This window comes from Pseudarthrobacter sp. NPDC092424, assembly GCF_044754925.1.
Classification (GTDB): Bacteria; Actinomycetota; Actinomycetes; order Actinomycetales; family Micrococcaceae; genus Arthrobacter.
In genome coordinates this window covers 74,117-91,483 of the sequence record NZ_JBIVQC010000011.1, presented here as the reverse complement: position 1 = coordinate 91,483, position 17,367 = coordinate 74,117, and the positions used below count along the sequence as shown (strand labels likewise).

The following is a 17,367-nucleotide window of genomic DNA, read 5'->3' as shown; positions in this document are numbered from 1 at the left end:
GCTCGGCTTCCGCAACCTCGCGAACTACACAGCCAGGAGCCTGCTCGAGGCCGGAGGTTTCAGACCCTCGCTACACCCTTGATTCCGAAGAGCCACTTAACGCGGTCTTTCCCGGAACGCTCTCTCACTTAACGCGGCCATTCCCGGAACGCTCGCTCCATTCCGCAGCGTTCCCATAGGCCACTCCCGGTTCACCTGAACTTCACCTTGGCGACCCCTGCCCGTAGAAAACGGCTGGCAGGGTGGGCGGGACCCCACAAAGGATTTTGGAAGGCCCCCCATGTCTGAAACGACTGCCCGCAAGTTCAACCTGCTGCCGATGCTCGGCCACACCAAGGGCAAGCGCAGCGCCGTCACCTGTGCCCTCAAGTGCGCCAACGCCTGCGCCGGCGACGTCTGCAACACCAGCTCCAACAGCTACTTCCGCGACATCGCTTCTGCGACGATGTCCCGCCGCGCCGCCCTGGGCTTTGGCGCCGCCGGTGCCCTCGCCGTCGTGCTCGGTGGAGCCGTCACCTCGCCGGAAGCCGCCAACGCTGCGGGCCTGTCCAAGGCTGCCAAGGAGGGCTTCGCCAAGTCCAAGCTGCAGTTCTCCGCCATCCCGTCCGTCGATGCCATGGTTGACGCCGTCACCGTTCCTGAAGGCTTCACCTGGAAGCCGGTCATCCGCTGGGGCGACCCGATGTTCAACGACGCCCCGGTGTTCGACATCAACAACCAGACGGTTGAGGCGCAGGAAAAGCAGTTCGGCTACAACAACGACTACACGGACATCCTGGAAATTCCGGGCAGCAAGGGCCGCCGGGCTGTCATGTTCTCCAACCACGAGTACACCAACGATGCTCTGATGTTCCCGCCCACGATGCCGGCAGAGCAGGTCCGCGCCATCGGCCAGGCCGCGCACGGGCTTTCTGTGGTGGAACTGGAGCGCCAGAACAAGAACCAGCCGTGGACCTACGTCAAGGGTGCCGGGCTGAACCGCCGCTACCTGAACAGCACCGTCTACGAACTGACAGGCCCCGCCGCCGGTTCCGCCCTTGTCAAGACCGTGGAGGACCCCGCAGGCCGATTCATCAAGGGCACGCTGGGCAACTGCGCCGGCGGCACCACGCCGTGGGGCACCATCCTGTCCGGCGAGGAGAACTTCCAGGGCTACTTCGTCTCCGAGGGCACGTCCGCCGGTGACAAGCGCTACGGCCTGACCTCCAAGGCTACGGCCCGCCAGTGGGAGCTCGACGATCCGCGCTTCGACACCCGTAACGCCGGCTACGAGAACGAGTCCAACCGCTTCGGCTACATCGTGGAAGTTGACCCGTTCGACCCCACATCGACCCCGAAGAAGCACTCCTCGCTGGGCCGCTTCAAGCACGAGGGCGCCAACGTCATTATCGCCGAGTCCGGTCACGTGGTGGCCTACTCCGGCGACGACGAGCGCTTCGACTACCTGTACAAGTTCGTCTCCAAGGACAAGTACATCGAAGGCGACCGCAAGCACAACATGACGCTGCTCTCCGCCGGTAACCTCTACGTTGCCCGGTTCACGGGCAACTCACCGGCCGCTGAGATTGACGGAACCGGGAACGTTCCTGCTGACGGTGCCTTCGACGGCGTCGGCGAGTGGCTGCCGCTGGTGGTGGACGGCAAGTCCGCCGTTCCGGGCATGTCCGTGGAGGAAGTCCTGGTCTACACCCGCCTGGCCGCGGACAAGGTTGGCCCCACCAAGATGGACCGTGCCGAAGACGTGCAGCCCAGCCTGCACACCGGCAAGGTTTACGTGGCCTGCACCAACAACTCCGCCCGCGGCACCGGCACGAAGGAAGGTGCCACGGAGGTCAACCCGCGCAACCAGAACCGCGACGGCCACATCGTGGAAATCACCGAAACCGGCGACCAGACCTCCACTCGCTTCACGTGGAACCTGCTCATGGTGTGTGGCGACCCCGCCCAGGGCGACGTGACCTACTTCTCGGGCTTCCCGGTGGACCAGGTCTCGCCCATCTCCTGCCCGGACAACCTCGCCTTCGACTCCGTGGGCAACCTCTGGATCTCCACAGACGGCGCGCCTTCGGGCATCGGCCGTGCTGACGGGCTCTTCAAGGTGACCCTGGACGGCGCCGAGCGCGGCAAGGTGGAGCAGTTCCTCGCCGTTCCCCGCGACGCCGAGACCTGCGGCCCGATCATCCACGACGAAGAGCGCCACGTATTCGTCGCCGTGCAGCACCCGGGCGAGGACGGTTCGTTCGAGCAGCAGCTCTCCTTCTTCCCCGACTATGTTCCGGCAGGCACGACGCCGGCACCGGGCCAGGCGCGCGCGCCCCGCCCGTCGGTGATCCAGGTGTTCCGCACGGACGCCTAGCGCCCGTTCGCTCCCGCCTCCCCGGGACGCTCTCTCACTTACTGCACGTTTTTGGCCATCGCTCTCTCACTGTTCGTCCCATCCAGGGCGAGGGGTGAGAGAGCGTTTGGTTTAACGCCGCATCAAGTGAGAGAGCGTTTGGTTTAAGGCCGCATCAAGTGAGAGAGCGTCCGGGGTGGGAGACTGGGTGGGTGACTTCGCTGAACCCGTCTTCGCTCCCGGACCCCTCACTCCCTGAACCTTCGACAGACCCTGCGCCCGCCCCATCAGCCCCGCCTTCGCTGGGGGCGCTGGCGGCGGCGCGGACCGCCGTCGGGACAATGCTCGACGGCGGCGTGCGGCACGTGGTGGTCTGCCCCGGCTCGCGGTCGGCGCCCATGGCGTACGCGCTGGCGGAGGCGTCTGCGGCGGGGCGCGTGGAGCTGCTGGTCCGGATCGACGAGCGCAGCGCCGGATTCACTGCCCTTGGCCTGGCGCTCTCCACCGGCTCCCCGGCGGCCGTGCTCACCACATCCGGGACCGCCGTCGGAAACCTGATGCCGGCGGTGATGGAGGCCAACCACGCCGCCGTCCCGCTGCTGGTCATCTCCGCCGACCGGCCCGAAGAGCTCCGCGGAACCGGCGCCAACCAGACCACCGTGCAGCCTGACCTCTTCGGTGAGCAGGTCCGGTTCGCCGTCGACGTTCCGGCCGGGACCGATCCCGGGCGTGCCGTGGAAACCGCCCTCTCCGCCGCCACCGGGGCGTTCCCGGACCTCCCGCCGGGGCCAGTGCAACTGAACCTCGCTTTCCGGGATCCGCTGGTCCCGGCGGCCGGCGAGAAGCTGTCTCCCCCCGCCGGACGGCAGCGTTTCCGGATGGGCGCCGAACCGCTGGTGATGAACCTGCCCCCGGCGCCGGACCACCTCCCGGAGCGGCGCACCGTGGTCCTTGCCGGACACGACGCCGGACCCGTGGCGGAGGCATTCGCGCGCGCCCACAACCTGCCGCTCCTGGCGGAGCCGTCCTCCAACGCCCGCTTCGGCCCCAACGCCGTGGGCCCGTACCGGCTGCTGCTGGAGCACTTCGGACCGGACTCAGGGCAGCCCATCGAGCGCGTGATCCTGTTCGGCCGGGCCACGCTGTCCCGCCCGGTGGCCGCGCTCCTGGCCCGGGCAGATGTCCCGTCCGCGCTGTACCAGCCCGTTCCCGTCGCCTGGTACGAGCCCGGCCGGCGCACCGAACTGCCCCTGGAAAGCCTTGCCGACCTCGCCGATTTCGCCGGCCGGGGGAGCGCCGGCTGGCTTGATGCCTGGCTGCTGGCCGGGTCTGCCGCGCAACACGCCCTGGACGGTGTGCTGGCCGCGGATGCGCCCGCCACCGGCCCGTCCGTCGCCTCACTGGTGTGGAAGCACACGCGCGGGCAGCTGCTCCTGGGCTCCTCGAACGGGATCCGCGACGTGGACCTGGCCGGCCTGCCCTCGCCGGAACCTGCGGCCACCGTCTACGCCAACCGCGGCCTGGCCGGGATCGACGGCACCGTTTCGACCGCTACCGGCTTGGCGGTCGGCGGCGGCCAGGACACCACCGTCCTGCTGGGCGACGTCACCTTCCTTCACGACGCCGGCGGCCTGCTCCTGGGCGCCGCCGAAGACGAACCCGCGCTTCGGATCGTGGTCCTCAACGACGCCGGCGGGGCTATTTTTGGACTCCTGGAGCACGGTGCGGTGGAGGATTCCGGGAACTACGGAGACGCCGTCGAACGCCTCTTCAGCACCCCGCACTCCGTGGATCTGGCGGCACTCGCCGCAGCGTACGGCGTCGGACATTCAGCGGTAAGTACGACGGCGGGACTCGCCGAAGCGCTGGCCCAGCCGCTGCAGGGGCGCACCATCATCGAGGTGCGGACGGACCGGCGGGGGCTGCGGGCACTGCACGCCCGCATCAAGGAAGCCGTTGCCGCGGCGGTAGAGGGCGTGCTGGCCGGGTAGTCGCTGCACCGGTTCGGACTTCCGCGCCGGTTTCGGACTGCGGCTGCCCGGTCCCCGGATGCGGATGTCCGGAACCGCAGCCTGTGTCAGAAACCGCGGCGTCAAGGACTTGTCCACATAGAGGTTCAGTGGGCTTCACCAGCCGCGGGGAGCGGAGGAGCCTCGTTGAATGAACCAGATTTCCCTGATTTTGAGCAGCGACTACGCACGGGTTGGCCAGGACAGCCGGACGTTGTCCCGCCGCGCTGCGTCCAAAGAGCTCTGCAGGATCAGGCAGGGGGTCTACGTAGCGGCCAAGGAATGGATCACGTTGAAGGAGTGGGAGCAGTATCCGTTGCTGATTCGGGCGGCCGCTGCGACGCTCCAATCACGGACGGTGTTCTGCCGCGAGTCCTCTGCTGCTGTTTGGGGCATTCCATTGCTCGGGACCCAGCAGATCGTGCACGCGTTGACAGCTGATGGCGGCGGAGGACGTTCGCGGGCGGGCGTGCGACGGCACCGCGGGGATCCCGAGGCGGCGGACGTTCAGCTAAGGTCCGGTCTGTGGGTGACCGGAAGACTGCGCACGGTGTTGGACCTGGCGGCGTTTGGAACGTTCGAACAGGGTGTGGCCGCGGTGGACCATGTGCTCAAGCCGGACCCCGTCCAGCGGCTCCTGCCCCTGACCTTGGTCGAACTCGAAGGATCCATAGGCCCGGAATACAGTGCAGCGGCTGCCCGGCGCATTCGAAAGGTGCTTGGCTTCGCGGACCCGGCCTCAGGCTCCCCCGGGGAGTCACTCAGCCGCGCCTATATGTACATGGAAGGCTTCAAGGAACCGCGCCTCCAGACCGAAATCCGTGACCGGCGGGGATTTGTGGCGCTGCTTGACTTCGAGTGGCCGGAGGAGGGGCTGGCCGGGGAATTCGACGGGCTGGTGAAGTATCAGAAGGCCGAGTACCTGAGCGGCCGCACGCCGTCGGACGTGGTGGTTGCGGAGAAACGGCGCGAGGACCGGATCCGTGCCGCCGGCCGCAGGGTCATCCGCTGGACGTGGACTGACCTGGCGGACCGGGCGGCTTTCGCGGCCATGCTGGAGCGGGCGGGGGTTCCCCGGACCCGGTTTCGGGCATGCGCTCCGGACATACGCTACGGAAACGGACAGCCGCCACGCGGGTCCACGTAGCGGCTGTCCGAATAGGTGCGGAACCTGGGCCAGGGGGCTAGCTGTCCAGTCCGATGTGCGTCGGGTCCAGCACGCGGCGCAGGAACTCCTTGGTGCGGGGCTGCGCGGGGGCACTGATGACCTGCTCGGCCACGCCTTCCTCCACCACGACGCCGCCGTCCATGAAGACCACGCGGTCCGCAACTTCGCGGGCGAAGCCCATCTCGTGCGTGACCACCAGCATGGTCATGCCGTCCTTGGCCAGGTTGCGCATGACGGACAGGACATCGCCCACCGTCTCCGGGTCCAGGGCGGATGTCGGCTCGTCGAACAGCATCAGTTCCGGGTCCATGCTCAGCGCGCGGGCGATGGCAACGCGCTGCTGCTGGCCGCCGGAGAGCTGGTCCGGGAAGCGGTCGGCCAGGTGGCCCAGGCCCACGCGCTCAAGGTTGCGCAGCGCCACCTTGTCCGCCTCTGCCTGGCTCCGCTTGAGGACCTTGGTCTGGGCGATGGTGCAGTTGCGCCGCGCATCCAGGTGCGGGAACAGGTTGAACTGCTGGAACACCATTCCCACCTTGCGGCGCATCCTGTCGATGTCCACTTCGGGGTCCGTGGCTTCAAAGCCGCCCACATGGATGCTGCCCTGGTTGGGCGTTTCCAGCAGGTTCACGCACCGCAGCAGGGTGGACTTGCCGGAACCGGACGGACCGATCAGGCATACCACTTCGCCGGGGGCGACGCTCAGGGTAATGCCCTTGAGGACCTCGTTGGAGCCGTAGGACTTGCGCAGGTTGCTGATGTCCACGCCTGCCGCGTTGATGGGGGAGGTGCTGCCGCTGGGGTTAGTGACGACGTCGTTCATTGTCTTCCCTGCCTATCGCTTGGTCCGCGCGGAGCGGCTTTCGAACTTCCGGGCCAGGAGGCTCAGGGGGATGGTGATGACCAGGTAGAAGGCACCCGCCACGAGAAGCGGCGTGAGGCCCGCACCCAGGGAGGAGATGCCGTCGCGGCCGAACTTGGTGAGCTCGTACTGGGACGCGGTCAGGCCCAGGACATAAATCAGCGAGGAGTCCTTGGTGAGCAGGATGACCTCATTGGTCAGCGGCGGCAGCACGATCTTGAAGGCCTGCGGGATCACGATGGTGACCATCGCCCGCCACTGCGGCATGCCCAGGGAGCGGGCTGCCTCGAGCTGGCCCTTGGGCACGGCCTGCAGGCCGGCGCGGAGGGTTTCTGCGATGTAAGCCGAGGCCACCATGCCCAGCGAGATCATGACCACCACGGTCACGTTCCATGAAACGCCGAAGGCCAGGGGCACGCCGTAACCGAAGGCGATGAACACCAGGAGGGCCGGGATGCCGCGGAAGAATTCGATGTACGCGGTGGCGATCCAGCGGTACAGGGGGAAGCTGGAGAGCTTCATGAGTGCCAGCAGGAGGCCGCCGGAAAGGCCCACGATGAAACCGAGGGCGGTGTAGATCAGGGTGTTGGTCAGGCCTGTCGTGAAAATGCCCGGGAACATCGGGCCGATCTTGCCGAAGTTGAAGACGCTGTTGGCGACGGTCTTCCAGTCGGTGGCCAGGGCAAGCGCGGCAACTGCGACGATGAAGATGCCGGCCTGGACGTAAAGGCTTACTCTGGCTCGTTGACTTGCGGTCATTGCCATGGGGTGCTCACATTCGTTGTGCGTGGCTGAGGCCCCGGACGGACTGGGGGACAGTGCGTCCGGGGCCTCAGCTGCGTGTTCTCAGGGGCTATGCAGGAGCCGTGGCCGGGGTGGCCTGGGCCTGCTTACTTGGCGCTCTCGCCGAACCAGGTGGTCTCGAACTTCTCCAGCGAGCCGTCGTCGGACAGGCGCTTGAGCGTGCCGTTGACCTTCTCGGCCATCGCGGTGTTGCCCTTCTTGATGCCGATGCCGAGCTGTTCGCCGGTGCTGTAGTTCTCCACGCGCTCCCACTTGTCGTTGTCCTTGATGGCGTAGGCCAGGACCGACTGGTTGCCCAGGGCGGCGTCGATGGTGCCCGCCTGGATGGCCTGGATCAGCAGGCCGGTGTCCTCGAACTGCTGGGCGTCGATGCCCTTCTCGGCGGCGTACTTTGCGCCCGTGGTTGCCTGCTGGACGCCGACCTTCTTGCCCTTGGCGTCTTCGATGCCGGTGATGCCGGAGGCCTTGGACGCCAGCAGCGTCAGGTCGTCATCCATGTACGGGGTGGAGAAGTCCATGACGTTCTTGCGGGTGTCCGTGATGGACACGGAGGAGATGGACAGGTCGCACTGGGTCAGGGCGGTGCCGGTCTCGATGGCCTCGAAGGAGCTGTCCACGATGTTCAGCTCGGCGTCGAGGTCCTTGGCGATTTCCTTGGCGATGTCGATGTCGAAGCCGACCGTCTCGCCGTCCTTCTCGAACTCGAAGGGCTCGTAGGGGACATCGGAGCAGACCGTGAGCTTACCGGCGTTGATGAGCTGGACGCCGCCTTCGGACGCCGCCGGGGTGGAGCTGCCGCCACATGCCGTGAGCGTCAGGGCTCCGGCGGCGAAGATTGCTGCTGCCTTGGCGGTGATCTTGGCCGTGGCCAGGGACTTGAGCTGCATGTTTCTTTACCTTTTGTTGCAGGGGATATGCCTTACTAAATCGGTTCATAGTGTAGCGCCGATTATGAGATGTGCATCACAGAAAACTTTGTTTGACTATTGGATAACTAAATGGGGTAGAAATCAAGCGGGGGTGTGGAGGTGGTGTCTCTGATCCCGGACAGGTCAGCTGCGGATGCCGAGTGACTCCAGCATCGGCCGGAACTTGGCCCACGTCTCTGCCAGTTCGGCCTCCGGCTGCGAACCATCCACGATGCCGCACCCGGCATACAGCCGAACGGTGTCCGCGGACTCGATCACGGCTCCGCGCAGCGCGATGCCCCACTCACCGTTCCCGGCAGCATCCAGCCATCCCACCGGCCCGGCATAGGGACCGCGGTCCAGGTGCTCCAGCTTGCGGATCAGTGCGCCTGCAACCTGGGTGGGTGTCCCGCACACGGCAGCCGTGGGGTGCAGTGCGTTGATCAGCGCCAGGCAGGTGGGCACGTGCCCCTCAACCTCGGCCAGCTCCGCCTTCACGTCCGACGCCAGGTGCCACACGTTGGGCAGCTCCAGGATGAACGGTTCGTCGTGCGCGTTCATGGCCTCGGAGAAGGGCGCCAGCTGCGAGGTCAGCGACTGGATGGCAATCTCGTGCTCGTGCCGCTGCTTTTCCGAGCCCGCCAGGACCCGGGTGGCGTACTCCATCGGCGCGCCGTCCTCGCCGTGGGCATCGCGACGGTCCAGGGTCCCGGCCAGCACGCGTGCCTGGGCGGTGCGGCCCTCAACCTGGATCAGCATCTCCGGGGTGGCGCCCACCAGGCCATCCACGCCGTAGGTCCAGCACTCGCGGTAGCGGGCGGCCAGTTCACGCAGGACATTTGCGGCATGTACGCCGGCGGGAATAGTTGCCACCACGTCCCGCGCCAGCACGAGCTTCTCCAGGGCTCCGGTGCGGATTTCCGCCACGCCGGCAGCCACCGCGGACATCCACGCCTCCTCCGTCAGCGAGCCCGTGTGCAGGGTGGCCCCGGCGGCCAGGGTGACGGGCCGTACGACGGCGCCCCCCGACTTCCCGGGGACGGCACCTTCGGCAGCGTCCCCGCGGGAGTCCGCTGCCGCCGTCGTGTCTTCCGGACTGGGCGCCGCGCCGGGTACGGGACCGGTGCCCAGCCAGCGCTCCAGCGCGGCGAGGGCCCCTGCTTCGGTGAGCATGCCGTCGTCGAACGACAGCTGGGTGAGCCAGGCCTGGTTGTCCCTCACGCCCACGACGATCTCGGGCACGATCAGCCGGGACCCGTGCGATGAGGTCTTGGAGAACGCGAAGGAACCGAAGGCCACCGGGCCGGTGCCGGGAAGCTCCACGGCGTCGGTGACGTCCGCCTCCAGGACCAGGTGCCGCCACCAGATGTCGGCCTCAAGGAAACGGTCCGGGCCCGTGGCCGTAAACCGCGCAATCTCGCCGAAACCCGCAAGTCCTGCTTCACGGCGGGTCCAGCAAAGGACGTCGTCGCGCACCAAAAACGACGGCAGCCCCCCGGGGAATGCTTTTCCATCCAGGGGGACTGTCAGTGACTTTATGAGGCCGGTACGCGTGCTCGTCATGATGGAACAACACTACTCCGGCCTGCCGCGGGCCTCCGCGGAAGCCAGAGGGCGCCGCGAGGCGTTTCCGGTGGTCCGCGCCCCGCCGAACATTTGAGACAATGACATGGTGAACCGAGCATCCTTGGATAAGCGTCCGGACGAAGTAGCCACGATGTTTGACGACGTCGCACCGAAATACGACGTCGTCAACGATGTCCTCTCCATGGGGCAGACCCGCCGCTGGCGGAAAATCGTGGTGGAGGCGATGGAGGTTTCCAAGGGCCAGCGGGTCCTGGACCTGGCTGCCGGTACCGGCACCTCCAGCGAGCCATATGCCGATGCGGGCATAGACGTCGTGGCCTGCGACTTCTCCCTGGGCATGCTCAGGGTGGGCAAGCGCCGTCGGCCCGACATCAATTTCGTCGCCGGGGACGCGACAAACCTGCCGTTCGCGGACAACACCTTTGACGCCACCACCATTTCCTTTGGCCTTCGCAACGTGAACCAGCCCAAGAAGGCGCTGGAGGAAATGCTGCGCGTGACCAAGCCCGGCGGCAGGCTGGTCATTGCCGAGTTCTCCCAGCCCGTGGTTCCGCTGTGGCGCACGATGTACACGGAATACCTGATGCGCGCGCTGCCGGCTATTGCCGTGAAGGTCGCCTCCAACCCGGACGCGTACGTCTATCTGGCCGAATCCATTCGTGCCTGGCCGGACCAGGACCACCTGGCCGCCTGGCTGCAGGAAGCCGGCTGGGAAAACGTCACCTACCGGAACCTGACGGGCGGGATCGTGGCAGTGCACCGCGCGTTCAAAGCCCCGGAGACCACGCCGGACGGGGCTGCCGCCGCCATCGCCGCGCACAAGGGCCCGGTGGCCAAGCTGCGCCGCAACATCGCCCGCTGACCTGTGAAGGTACTGATTGTCGGGGCGGGCCCGGCCGGATCCACCGCCGCGTACTACCTGGCCAAGGCCGGGATTCAGGTCACGGTGCTGGAGAAGACCAGCTTCCCGCGCGAGAAGGTCTGCGGGGACGGGCTCACTCCGCGCGCTGTCCGCGAAATCCAGAAGCTCGGCCTGCCGCACCCGGACGGTGAAGGCTGGCGCCGCAACAAGGGCCTGCGCCTGATCGCCGGCGGCCGGACGATTGAACTTCCCTGGCCCGAGGTGTCCGACTTCCCGCAGTACGGCCTGATCCGCACCCGCCTGGGCTTCGATGAGGACTTGGCGCGCCACGCCCAGGCCGCCGGCGCTGTGATCCTGGAGCGGCACAGCGTCACCGAGGCCGTGCGGGGAGACGACGGCCGCGTCACCGGTGTCCGCGCAGCGCTGCTGGACGGGTCCGGACGCAAGACAGGGGAGACGCTCGAGTTCAGCGCCGACGTCGTCCTCGCCGCAGACGGAAACTCAACCCGTACCGCTGTATCCCTCGGAATGCATAAACGGGACGACCGCCCCCTCGGCGTGGCCGTCCGCACCTACTTCACATCCCCGCGCACCGACGATGACTGGATGGAGGGCTGGCTGGAACTCCCCGGCCGCGACGGCAAGCTCCTGCCGGGTTACGGCTGGGTGTTCGGCGTGGGCGACGGCACGTCCAATGTGGGCCTGGGCATCCTGAACTCCTCCAAGGAATTCGGCAAGCTCGACTACAAACAGGTCCTGCGCGAATGGACCGCAGCGATGCCCGCCGAATGGGGCTTCACGCCGGAGAACCAAGTGGGCGAAATCCGCGGCGCCGCGCTGCCCATGGGCTTCAACCGCACCCCGCACTACTCGCCCGGCCTGCTCCTGCTGGGAGACGCTGGCGGCATGGTCTCGCCCTTCAACGGGGAGGGCATTTCCTACGCGATGGAGTCCGCACGGTTCGCTGCCGAGTTCATCATTGATGCGTCCTCCCGCACACATGCGGCAGGCGGAATGTACGACGCCGACGCGCACCTGTCCCGGTACGCGGACTACGTGCGGGACCAGTGGGGGCGCCACTTTACGCTGGGCAGGGTGTTTGCCGCGCTGATCGGCAAGCCCGCGGTCATGAAGCTCGCGCTGCAGACGGGCATGCCGATCCCCGTCCTGATGCGCTTCGTGGTCCGGCTGCTGGCCAACCTGACGGACCCGTCCGCCCGGGGAGTCCAGGACCGGATGATCAGGATCCTCGAATCGCTGGTCCCTGCCACATCCAATGCTCCGGCTGCCTCGAATCAGCGGTATCCGCAACAAAAAGTTAGGGTTAACCCGTGACCAACTCCGCAGACCACAGCTGGACGCACGCCGGGCACGGCCTGCCGGACACCGAACCCAGCCTCGACACCACTGCCATCGCCACGGGACTGCAGCTGCCCGCCGGGTTTGCGGCGATCGCGGAGGACCCCGAACTAGGCCCGGCCATCACCAACAACCTGGCCCGCGTAGAGAAGAAGCTGCGCGAGGCCATCGCCAACTCGGACCCCCTGGCTGACGCAACGTCGCGGCACCTGGTGGAGGCCGGCGGCAAGCGGATCCGACCCCTGCTGACCCTGCTCTGCGCGCATCTGGGAGACGCGAGCCTTCCTGCCGTGGTGCAGGCCGCCGTCGTCATGGAGCTGACGCACCTGGCCACCCTGTACCACGACGATGTGATGGACTCCGCCCCGTTCCGCCGCGGCGCCCCCACCGCCCACGAGGTGTGGGGCAACTCGGTGGCGGTCCTCACCGGCGACCTGATCTTTGCCCGCGCTTCGATTCTGGTGTCCGAGCTCGGCTCGCGGGCACTTGGCATCCAGGCGAGGACGTTCGAACGGCTCTGCCTGGGCCAGCTGCACGAGACGGTGGGGCCGCGCCCGGATGAGGACCCGGTGGAGCACTACCTTTCAGTCATTGCGGACAAGACCGGCTCGCTGGTGGCGGCGTCCGGCCAGTTGGGCGCTATCTTCGCCGAGGCCGACCCCGCCTACGAACCCGTCCTGGTGGAATACGGCGAGAAGGTTGGCGTGGCGTTCCAGCTCGCGGACGATGTCATCGATGTGACAGGCGTGAAGGTCAAGTCCGGCAAATCGCCGGGAACGGACCTGCGCGAAGGCGTGCCCACGCTGCCGGTGCTGCTCCTGCGGAAGGCTGCCGACGACGGTGACCAGTCCGCCGTCGAGCTTCTGAAGCTGATCGATGGTGACCTGAGTTCGGATGAAGCCCTGGCCGCGGCGGTGGCCGGGCTGCGCGTTCACCCTGTAACTGCTGACTCGTGGGTTGAGGCGCGGCGGTGGGCCAACGAGGCGATTGCCGCCTTGGCCCCGCTGCCCGAGGGTGTGGTCAAGGACTCGCTCTCCAACTTCGCGCTGGCAGTGGTGGACCGCGCCAGCTAGCTCAGTGGCTGCCGGTTCCTTGGCTGTAGAGCCCGGTTCCTCCTGGACGCTGTCCGGGCGGGCCGGGCTCTTTGGCTTAAAAACGATAGCCCCGGTTCGCTGCAACGATACGAGTCATACGTTGCGTTGAACCGGGGCTATCTCTCCGTTCGCATCAGACCCGCCGGAGGCGTTTAGCGGATCCGTGAACAGCTTATGACAATCTTGTCACATAATGCAAGCCCTTATTTACGACCGCTGTCACAGGGTTTCGCCGGGCCGGTTTCCCCCGGTTTAATCCCCAAAACGGAACTGCGTAACTCTTGGCTGAAATCCTCAGAGATACCCGCGGAACGGCGCGGCCTCGCCAACTTTCAACCCCCAGGAGTCACGCAGATCGGGGCATGGTGACAAAGGTCCGGCGCGGTGTCTTCGCGCTGCCGGTGACTCATCCTTTACGGGAAGCTGGTCCACTCACCAGACATGATGGTGGCTGAAGTCCTGGCAGTTCTTGAGCTCAGGCGGAAGGGCGAATCTCGGCCGGCAGACCCATTTGCGTGACTTTGGGGCTCCGCCAAAGTCACTTCCGTAGAAATCCAGGGCGTGAGCCACAGCGTGCCCCTAAAAGTCACGCAAACCCGGCGGCGGGTCCGCTGGAAGCAGGGACCCCGGAAGCCCTACGCTTCTTCGTCCTCGAATGCCCACTCGAACATGTCGAAGACGAACTCGGAGAAGGTGCCTTCTTCGGACTTCCACTGGCCGCGGGCGTTGTTGCGGCGGTAGACGATGGGATCCGGAACGCTGAGGTCGCCGATGCGGAAGCCCCAGGTAAAAGCCTCCTCCTCGTCCTCAAGGAACATCAGGAAGCCTTCGTCGTCCACCTCGAGCTCTTCCGGGTCCCAGAAGTAGTGGTACGCCTCCATGAGGTCCTCGCAGCCGCCCAGGGCCAGGTAGAACTCGCGGAGGACCAGAGGGATCTGGAACTGGTGATCGGCCAGGGCCGCGTCCAGCTCCTCCGGCGTGAGCCCGTCCTCAGGCTGCCATTCGTCCTCGAGATACTTTGGAACAAGCGCGCGGAATTTCTCGAGGAACATGTCAGTCATGCTCATATCCTAGCTAACTGCGGGTGTGCCACTCGCCGCTCCGGGCCTCGCTGCGCTGCCATCCGCGGACCGCCAGCGGGATGTACCAGGACCGCCGCCAGGCCACTACCCGGAAGGCGAAAACAACGGCCGCCACGGCGCAGGCGGTCGCTGCATTGAATGTTCCGGTCACCCATAAGACGGCGGTAAGGGCCGCGCCGCTGAATGCCGGCAGGGCATAGAGGTCGCGGGCGTCGAAAAGCTGCGGCACCTCATTGGCGGTGATGTCACGCAGCAGCCCGCCGCCGACCGCCGTGGTCCGGCCCAGCAGCACCGCGGCGAACGGGTTCATGCCCAGCGTCAGGGCCTTCAGGGTGCCGGTGATGCAGAACAGGGCAAGCCCGCCGGCATCAAACAGCACCAGGAGGGAGGTGTACCGCTGCACGCTGGAGAACAGGAAATACACCAGCACCGTGGCCAGGACGGGAGGGACCAGGTAGGCGGGGTTGGTGAAGGCCGCCGGGACGGAGTTGAGGATGATGTCCCGGATGACGCCGCCGCCCAGGGACACCAGCGAAGCCAGCAGCAGGGAACCCACAAAATCGAACTGTTTCCGCGCGGCCAGCAGCGAGCCGGACACCGCGAAAAAGAACACGCCCGCAAGATCCAGCCACACCAGGGCGATGTCAAAAGGGAATGTCATGGAACGTCCCTGCGGTTAAAAGAAGGCGGACAGCGGCTGCTCCAACGTTACGCTAGCCCGTATGAACAGCCCCGTCATGATCGCCTGTGCCCATGGGACGTCCAGCGCAGAGGGCGCCGCGGAGGTCACCGCCCTGCGCGCCGCAATCACCGGCCTCCGCCCCGGCCTGGACGTCCGGGAAGCCTACGTGGACGTCCAGGAACCCGACCTGGTGGATGTCGTGGCAGGCCTGCCCGACGGGGTGACCGCCGTCGTCGTGCCTTTGCTGCTCAGCGTGGGCTACCACGTGAAGGTGGACATCGCCCGCGCCGTGAAGAGCCGGCCCGGCATGGCTGCCGCCGCGCCGCTGGGGCCGGATCCCCGCCTGGCCGCTCTGCTTGACCAGCGGCTGCGGGAAGCCGGCGCTACTGACAACGACGCGATCATCCTCGCGGCCGCAGGCTCCTCCAATCCCAACGCCGCCGTCAGTGTCGAGGAGCTGCTGGAGCAGTTGCGGCGGCTGCGGTCCAACCGGATGGTCGCCGCTTACGGTGCCTCCGCCAAGCCTTCCGTGCCCGACGCCGTCGCCATGCTTCGCGAGGAACTCGCCGGGGGTGCCGGGGCGGGGGAGTCCGCCGGAGGGGTCGACGTCGGCGGCCGGGTGGTCATAGCGTCCTACCTTTTGGCGCCGGGATTCTTCCACGACCAGCTCGCGAAGGCCGGCGCGGACCTGGTCACCGAGCCACTGCTGCCATCCCCCGCACTAGCCGAAATTGCGCTCGAAAGGTACGACGCCGCCGTCGCCGAAGCCAGCGCCTCCGGCGTTTCGTGACGAAATATTTCCCTAGGTGACTTAGCGTTTCCGGGCCTTTGTGACGCCTTTCCGGCGGGACCTACAGTCGATGCATGACTGATACAGCTCTAGCCGGAGCGTCGGCGGATTCCGCTGCCACCAAGCGCCCCGCCCGCCCTGCCCGTCCCGCTGCAAAGCCGCACGGGCAGTGGAAAGTTGACGGCAAAACGCCCCTGAACGCCAACGAAACCTGGAAACAGGAAGACGACGGCCTCAACGTCCGCGAGCGTATCGAGACCATCTACGCCAAGGAAGGCTTCGACGCCATCCCCGGCCAGGACCTGCACGGCCGCTTCCGCTGGTGGGGCCTCTACACCCAGCGCAAGCCCGGGATCGACGGCGGCAAGACCGCAACCCTTGAGCCGCACGAGCTGGAAGACAAGTACTTCATGCTCCGCGTGAGGATCGACGGCGGCGCGCTCACCACCGAGCAGCTGCGCGTCATCGGCCGGATCTCCGTGGACTTCGCCCGCGATTCCGCCGACCTCACCGACCGCCAGAACATCCAGCTGCACTGGATCCGCGTCGAGGACATCCCCGAGATCTGGAACCGGCTGGAGGCTGTTGGCCTGTCCACCACCGAGGCCTGCGGCGACGTTCCCCGCGTCATCCTGGGCTCGCCCGTGGCCGGCATCGCCAAGGACGAGATCATCGACCCCACCCCGCTCATCGAGGAGCTGGGGGAGCGGTTCATCGGCAACCCGCTGCTGTCCAACCTGCCGCGCAAGTACAAGTCCGCCATCACGGGCCACCCCAGCCAGGACGTGGTCCATGAGATCAACGACTTCGCGCTGGTGGGCGTCCGCCACCCGGAACTGGGCGTCGGCTACGACCTCTGGGCCGGCGGCGCGCTGTCCACCAACCCGATGCTCGGCAAGCGCCTGGGCGCCTTCGTGAAGCCGGAGCAGGCCGCCGACGTGTGGCTGGGCGTCACCAGCATCTTCCGTGATTACGGCTACCGGCGCATGCGCACCAAGGCCCGCCTGAAGTTCCTGATGGCCGACTGGGGTCCGGAGAAGTTCCGCCAGATCCTGGAGGACGAATACCTCGGCTACAAGCTGGCCGACGGTCCGGCCGCGCCCAAGCCCACCACCCCGGGCGACCACGTGGGCGTGCACGAGCAGAAGGACGGCAAGTTCTTCATCGGCGCCACCCCGGTGGCCGGCCGCCTGTCCGGCGCTGCGCTGGTCAAGCTCGCGGACACCCTCGAGGCCCGCGGTTCCTTCCGGCTGCGCACCACCCCGCACCAGAAGCTCGTTGTCCTGGACGTCGAGAAGGACCACGTGGAGCCGCTGGTGGCCGAGCTGGACGCCCTGGGCCTGTCCGCCCGCCCGTCCGTGTTCCGCCGCGGCACCATCGCCTGCACCGGCATCGAGTACTGCAAGCTGGCCATCGTGGAGACCAAGCACACCGCCGCCACCGCGGTTGCCGAGCTGGAGCGCCGCCTGGCGGACCTCGCCGGGTCCGGTGAACTGCCGCAGGCGCTGTCCCTGCACATCAACGGCTGCCCCAACTCCTGCGCCCGCATCCAGACGGCGGACATCGGCCTCAAGGGCATGATGCTTCCCACGCCCGACGGCGATCCCTCCCCGGGTTTCCAGGTCCACCTGGGCGGCGGGCTGGCCAACAACAACCGCGAGGAAGCCGGCCTGGGCCGGACCGTCCGCGGCCTGAAGGTGTACGTCGACGACCTGCCGGACTACGTGGAGCGCGTTGTCCGCACGTTCGTGGCTCAGCGCTCCGAAGGCCAGACCTTCGCCGAGTGGGCCCACGCAGCAGACGAGGAGGCGTTGCAGTGAGCAAGCAT

The 17,367-nt window shown here is 67.0% G+C and carries 14 protein-coding genes; 8 read left to right on the top strand and 6 right to left on the bottom strand.

Going from position 1 to position 17,367, the window contains the following annotated elements; all coding sequences use genetic code 11:
- The first annotated feature begins 280 nt into the window (after nt 1–280).
- The 3 genes from ACIQCN_RS14180 to ACIQCN_RS14170 all read left to right on the top strand — a co-directional run bounded on the left by ACIQCN_RS14180 (nt 281) and on the right by ACIQCN_RS14170 (nt 5,491).
- Nucleotides 281–2,356 carry a PhoX family protein gene (locus tag ACIQCN_RS14180; protein WP_400611450.1) on the top strand — a complete coding sequence of 692 codons (2,076 nt, stop codon included), beginning with the start codon at nt 281–283 and terminating at the stop codon, nt 2,354–2,356.
- Nucleotides 2,357–2,547: 191 nt separating this feature from the next.
- Nucleotides 2,548–4,326 carry a 2-succinyl-5-enolpyruvyl-6-hydroxy-3-cyclohexene-1-carboxylic-acid synthase gene (gene menD, locus ACIQCN_RS14175; protein WP_400611448.1) on the top strand — a complete coding sequence of 593 codons (1,779 nt, stop codon included), beginning with the start codon at nt 2,548–2,550 and terminating at the stop codon, nt 4,324–4,326.
- A gap of 169 nt (nt 4,327–4,495) precedes the next feature.
- Nucleotides 4,496–5,491 carry a hypothetical protein gene (locus tag ACIQCN_RS14170; protein ID WP_400611446.1) on the top strand — a complete coding sequence of 332 codons (996 nt, stop codon included), beginning with the start codon at nt 4,496–4,498 and terminating at the stop codon, nt 5,489–5,491.
- A gap of 37 nt (nt 5,492–5,528) precedes the next feature.
- Here ACIQCN_RS14170 and ACIQCN_RS14165 read toward each other — a convergent pair whose 3' ends face one another.
- The 4 genes from ACIQCN_RS14165 to ACIQCN_RS14150 form a co-directional block, all read right to left on the bottom strand.
- A complete protein-coding gene (locus ACIQCN_RS14165; RefSeq protein ID WP_400534605.1) occupies nt 5,529–6,332 on the bottom strand; it encodes an amino acid ABC transporter ATP-binding protein in 804 nt (267 codons plus the stop codon).
- Between the two features lie 12 nt (nt 6,333–6,344).
- A complete protein-coding gene (locus ACIQCN_RS14160) occupies nt 6,345–7,136 on the bottom strand; it encodes an amino acid ABC transporter permease (RefSeq protein ID WP_400611444.1) in 792 nt (263 codons plus the stop codon).
- Nucleotides 7,137–7,261: 125 nt separating this feature from the next.
- Nucleotides 7,262–8,062 (bottom strand): ABC transporter substrate-binding protein, encoded by an 801-nt coding sequence (locus ACIQCN_RS14155; protein ID WP_400604656.1) that lies wholly within the window; start codon nt 8,060–8,062, stop codon nt 7,262–7,264.
- A 165-nt stretch (nt 8,063–8,227) separates the two neighbouring features.
- Entirely contained in the window at nt 8,228–9,646 is a 1,419-nt protein-coding gene (locus ACIQCN_RS14150; RefSeq protein WP_400611442.1) for an isochorismate synthase MenF, read from the bottom strand.
- A 109-nt stretch (nt 9,647–9,755) separates the two neighbouring features.
- On the opposite strand from ACIQCN_RS14150, the gene ACIQCN_RS14145 reads away from it, so the two are divergent.
- Genes ACIQCN_RS14145 through ACIQCN_RS14135 form a run of 3 tightly spaced genes read left to right on the top strand, consistent with a single transcriptional unit; the run spans nt 9,756 to nt 12,964 of the window.
- Complete coding sequence (locus ACIQCN_RS14145) at nt 9,756–10,532, top strand: demethylmenaquinone methyltransferase (protein ID WP_400604653.1); 777 nt, start codon at nt 9,756–9,758, stop codon at nt 10,530–10,532.
- Nucleotides 10,533–10,535: 3 nt separating this feature from the next.
- On the top strand, nt 10,536–11,867 hold the full coding sequence (locus ACIQCN_RS14140) for a geranylgeranyl reductase family protein (RefSeq protein WP_400611440.1): 1,332 nt from the start codon (nt 10,536–10,538) through the stop codon (nt 11,865–11,867).
- Nucleotides 11,864–12,964, top strand: coding sequence for a polyprenyl synthetase family protein (locus ACIQCN_RS14135; RefSeq protein WP_400604649.1), 1,101 nt, complete (start codon nt 11,864–11,866; stop codon nt 12,962–12,964). Before ACIQCN_RS14140 ends, ACIQCN_RS14135 begins: the two co-directional genes overlap by 4 nt.
- 656 nt (nt 12,965–13,620) lie before the next feature.
- Here the strand turns inward: ACIQCN_RS14135 and ACIQCN_RS14130 are convergent.
- Nucleotides 13,621–14,046: a hypothetical protein gene (locus tag ACIQCN_RS14130; RefSeq protein ID WP_400611438.1), complete on the bottom strand. Its 426-nt coding sequence runs from the start codon at nt 14,044–14,046 to the stop codon at nt 13,621–13,623.
- Nucleotides 14,047–14,059: 13 nt separating this feature from the next.
- The gene (locus ACIQCN_RS14125) at nt 14,060–14,728 is read right to left on the bottom strand and encodes a trimeric intracellular cation channel family protein (RefSeq protein WP_400611436.1); all 669 of its coding nucleotides are present in this window, start codon (nt 14,726–14,728) and stop codon (nt 14,060–14,062) included.
- Nucleotides 14,729–14,789: 61 nt separating this feature from the next.
- Between ACIQCN_RS14125 and ACIQCN_RS14120 the strand changes: the two genes are divergently transcribed.
- Nucleotides 14,790–15,539, top strand: a complete 750-nt coding sequence (locus ACIQCN_RS14120) for a sirohydrochlorin chelatase (protein WP_400604641.1) — start codon at nt 14,790–14,792, stop codon at nt 15,537–15,539.
- A 74-nt stretch (nt 15,540–15,613) separates the two neighbouring features.
- On the top strand, nt 15,614–17,359 hold the full coding sequence (locus tag ACIQCN_RS14115; protein WP_400611434.1) for a nitrite/sulfite reductase: 1,746 nt from the start codon (nt 15,614–15,616) through the stop codon (nt 17,357–17,359).
- Nucleotides 17,360–17,367: the final 8 nt, after the last annotated feature.

What these genes read in the sequence shown, in the direction of transcription:
- ACIQCN_RS14180 (WP_400611450.1), top strand. Translation starts at nt 281, where the DNA reads ATGTCTGAAACGACTGCCCGCAAGTTCAACCTGCTGCCGATGCTCGGC.
- ACIQCN_RS14170 (WP_400611446.1), top strand. Translation starts at nt 4,496, where the DNA reads ATGAACCAGATTTCCCTGATTTTGAGCAGCGACTACGCACGGGTTGGC.
- ACIQCN_RS14165 (WP_400534605.1), bottom strand. Translation starts at nt 6,332, where the DNA reads ATGAACGACGTCGTCACTAACCCCAGCGGCAGCACCTCCCCCATCAAC.
- ACIQCN_RS14160 (WP_400611444.1), bottom strand. Translation starts at nt 7,136, where the DNA reads ATGGCAATGACCGCAAGTCAACGAGCCAGAGTAAGCCTTTACGTCCAG.
- ACIQCN_RS14155 (WP_400604656.1), bottom strand. Translation starts at nt 8,062, where the DNA reads ATGCAGCTCAAGTCCCTGGCCACGGCCAAGATCACCGCCAAGGCAGCA.
- ACIQCN_RS14150 (WP_400611442.1), bottom strand. Translation starts at nt 9,646, where the DNA reads ATGACGAGCACGCGTACCGGCCTCATAAAGTCACTGACAGTCCCCCTG.
- ACIQCN_RS14130 (WP_400611438.1), bottom strand. Translation starts at nt 14,046, where the DNA reads ATGACTGACATGTTCCTCGAGAAATTCCGCGCGCTTGTTCCAAAGTAT.
- ACIQCN_RS14125 (WP_400611436.1), bottom strand. Translation starts at nt 14,728, where the DNA reads ATGACATTCCCTTTTGACATCGCCCTGGTGTGGCTGGATCTTGCGGGC.
- ACIQCN_RS14120 (WP_400604641.1), top strand. Translation starts at nt 14,790, where the DNA reads ATGAACAGCCCCGTCATGATCGCCTGTGCCCATGGGACGTCCAGCGCA.
- ACIQCN_RS14115 (WP_400611434.1), top strand. Translation starts at nt 15,614, where the DNA reads ATGACTGATACAGCTCTAGCCGGAGCGTCGGCGGATTCCGCTGCCACC.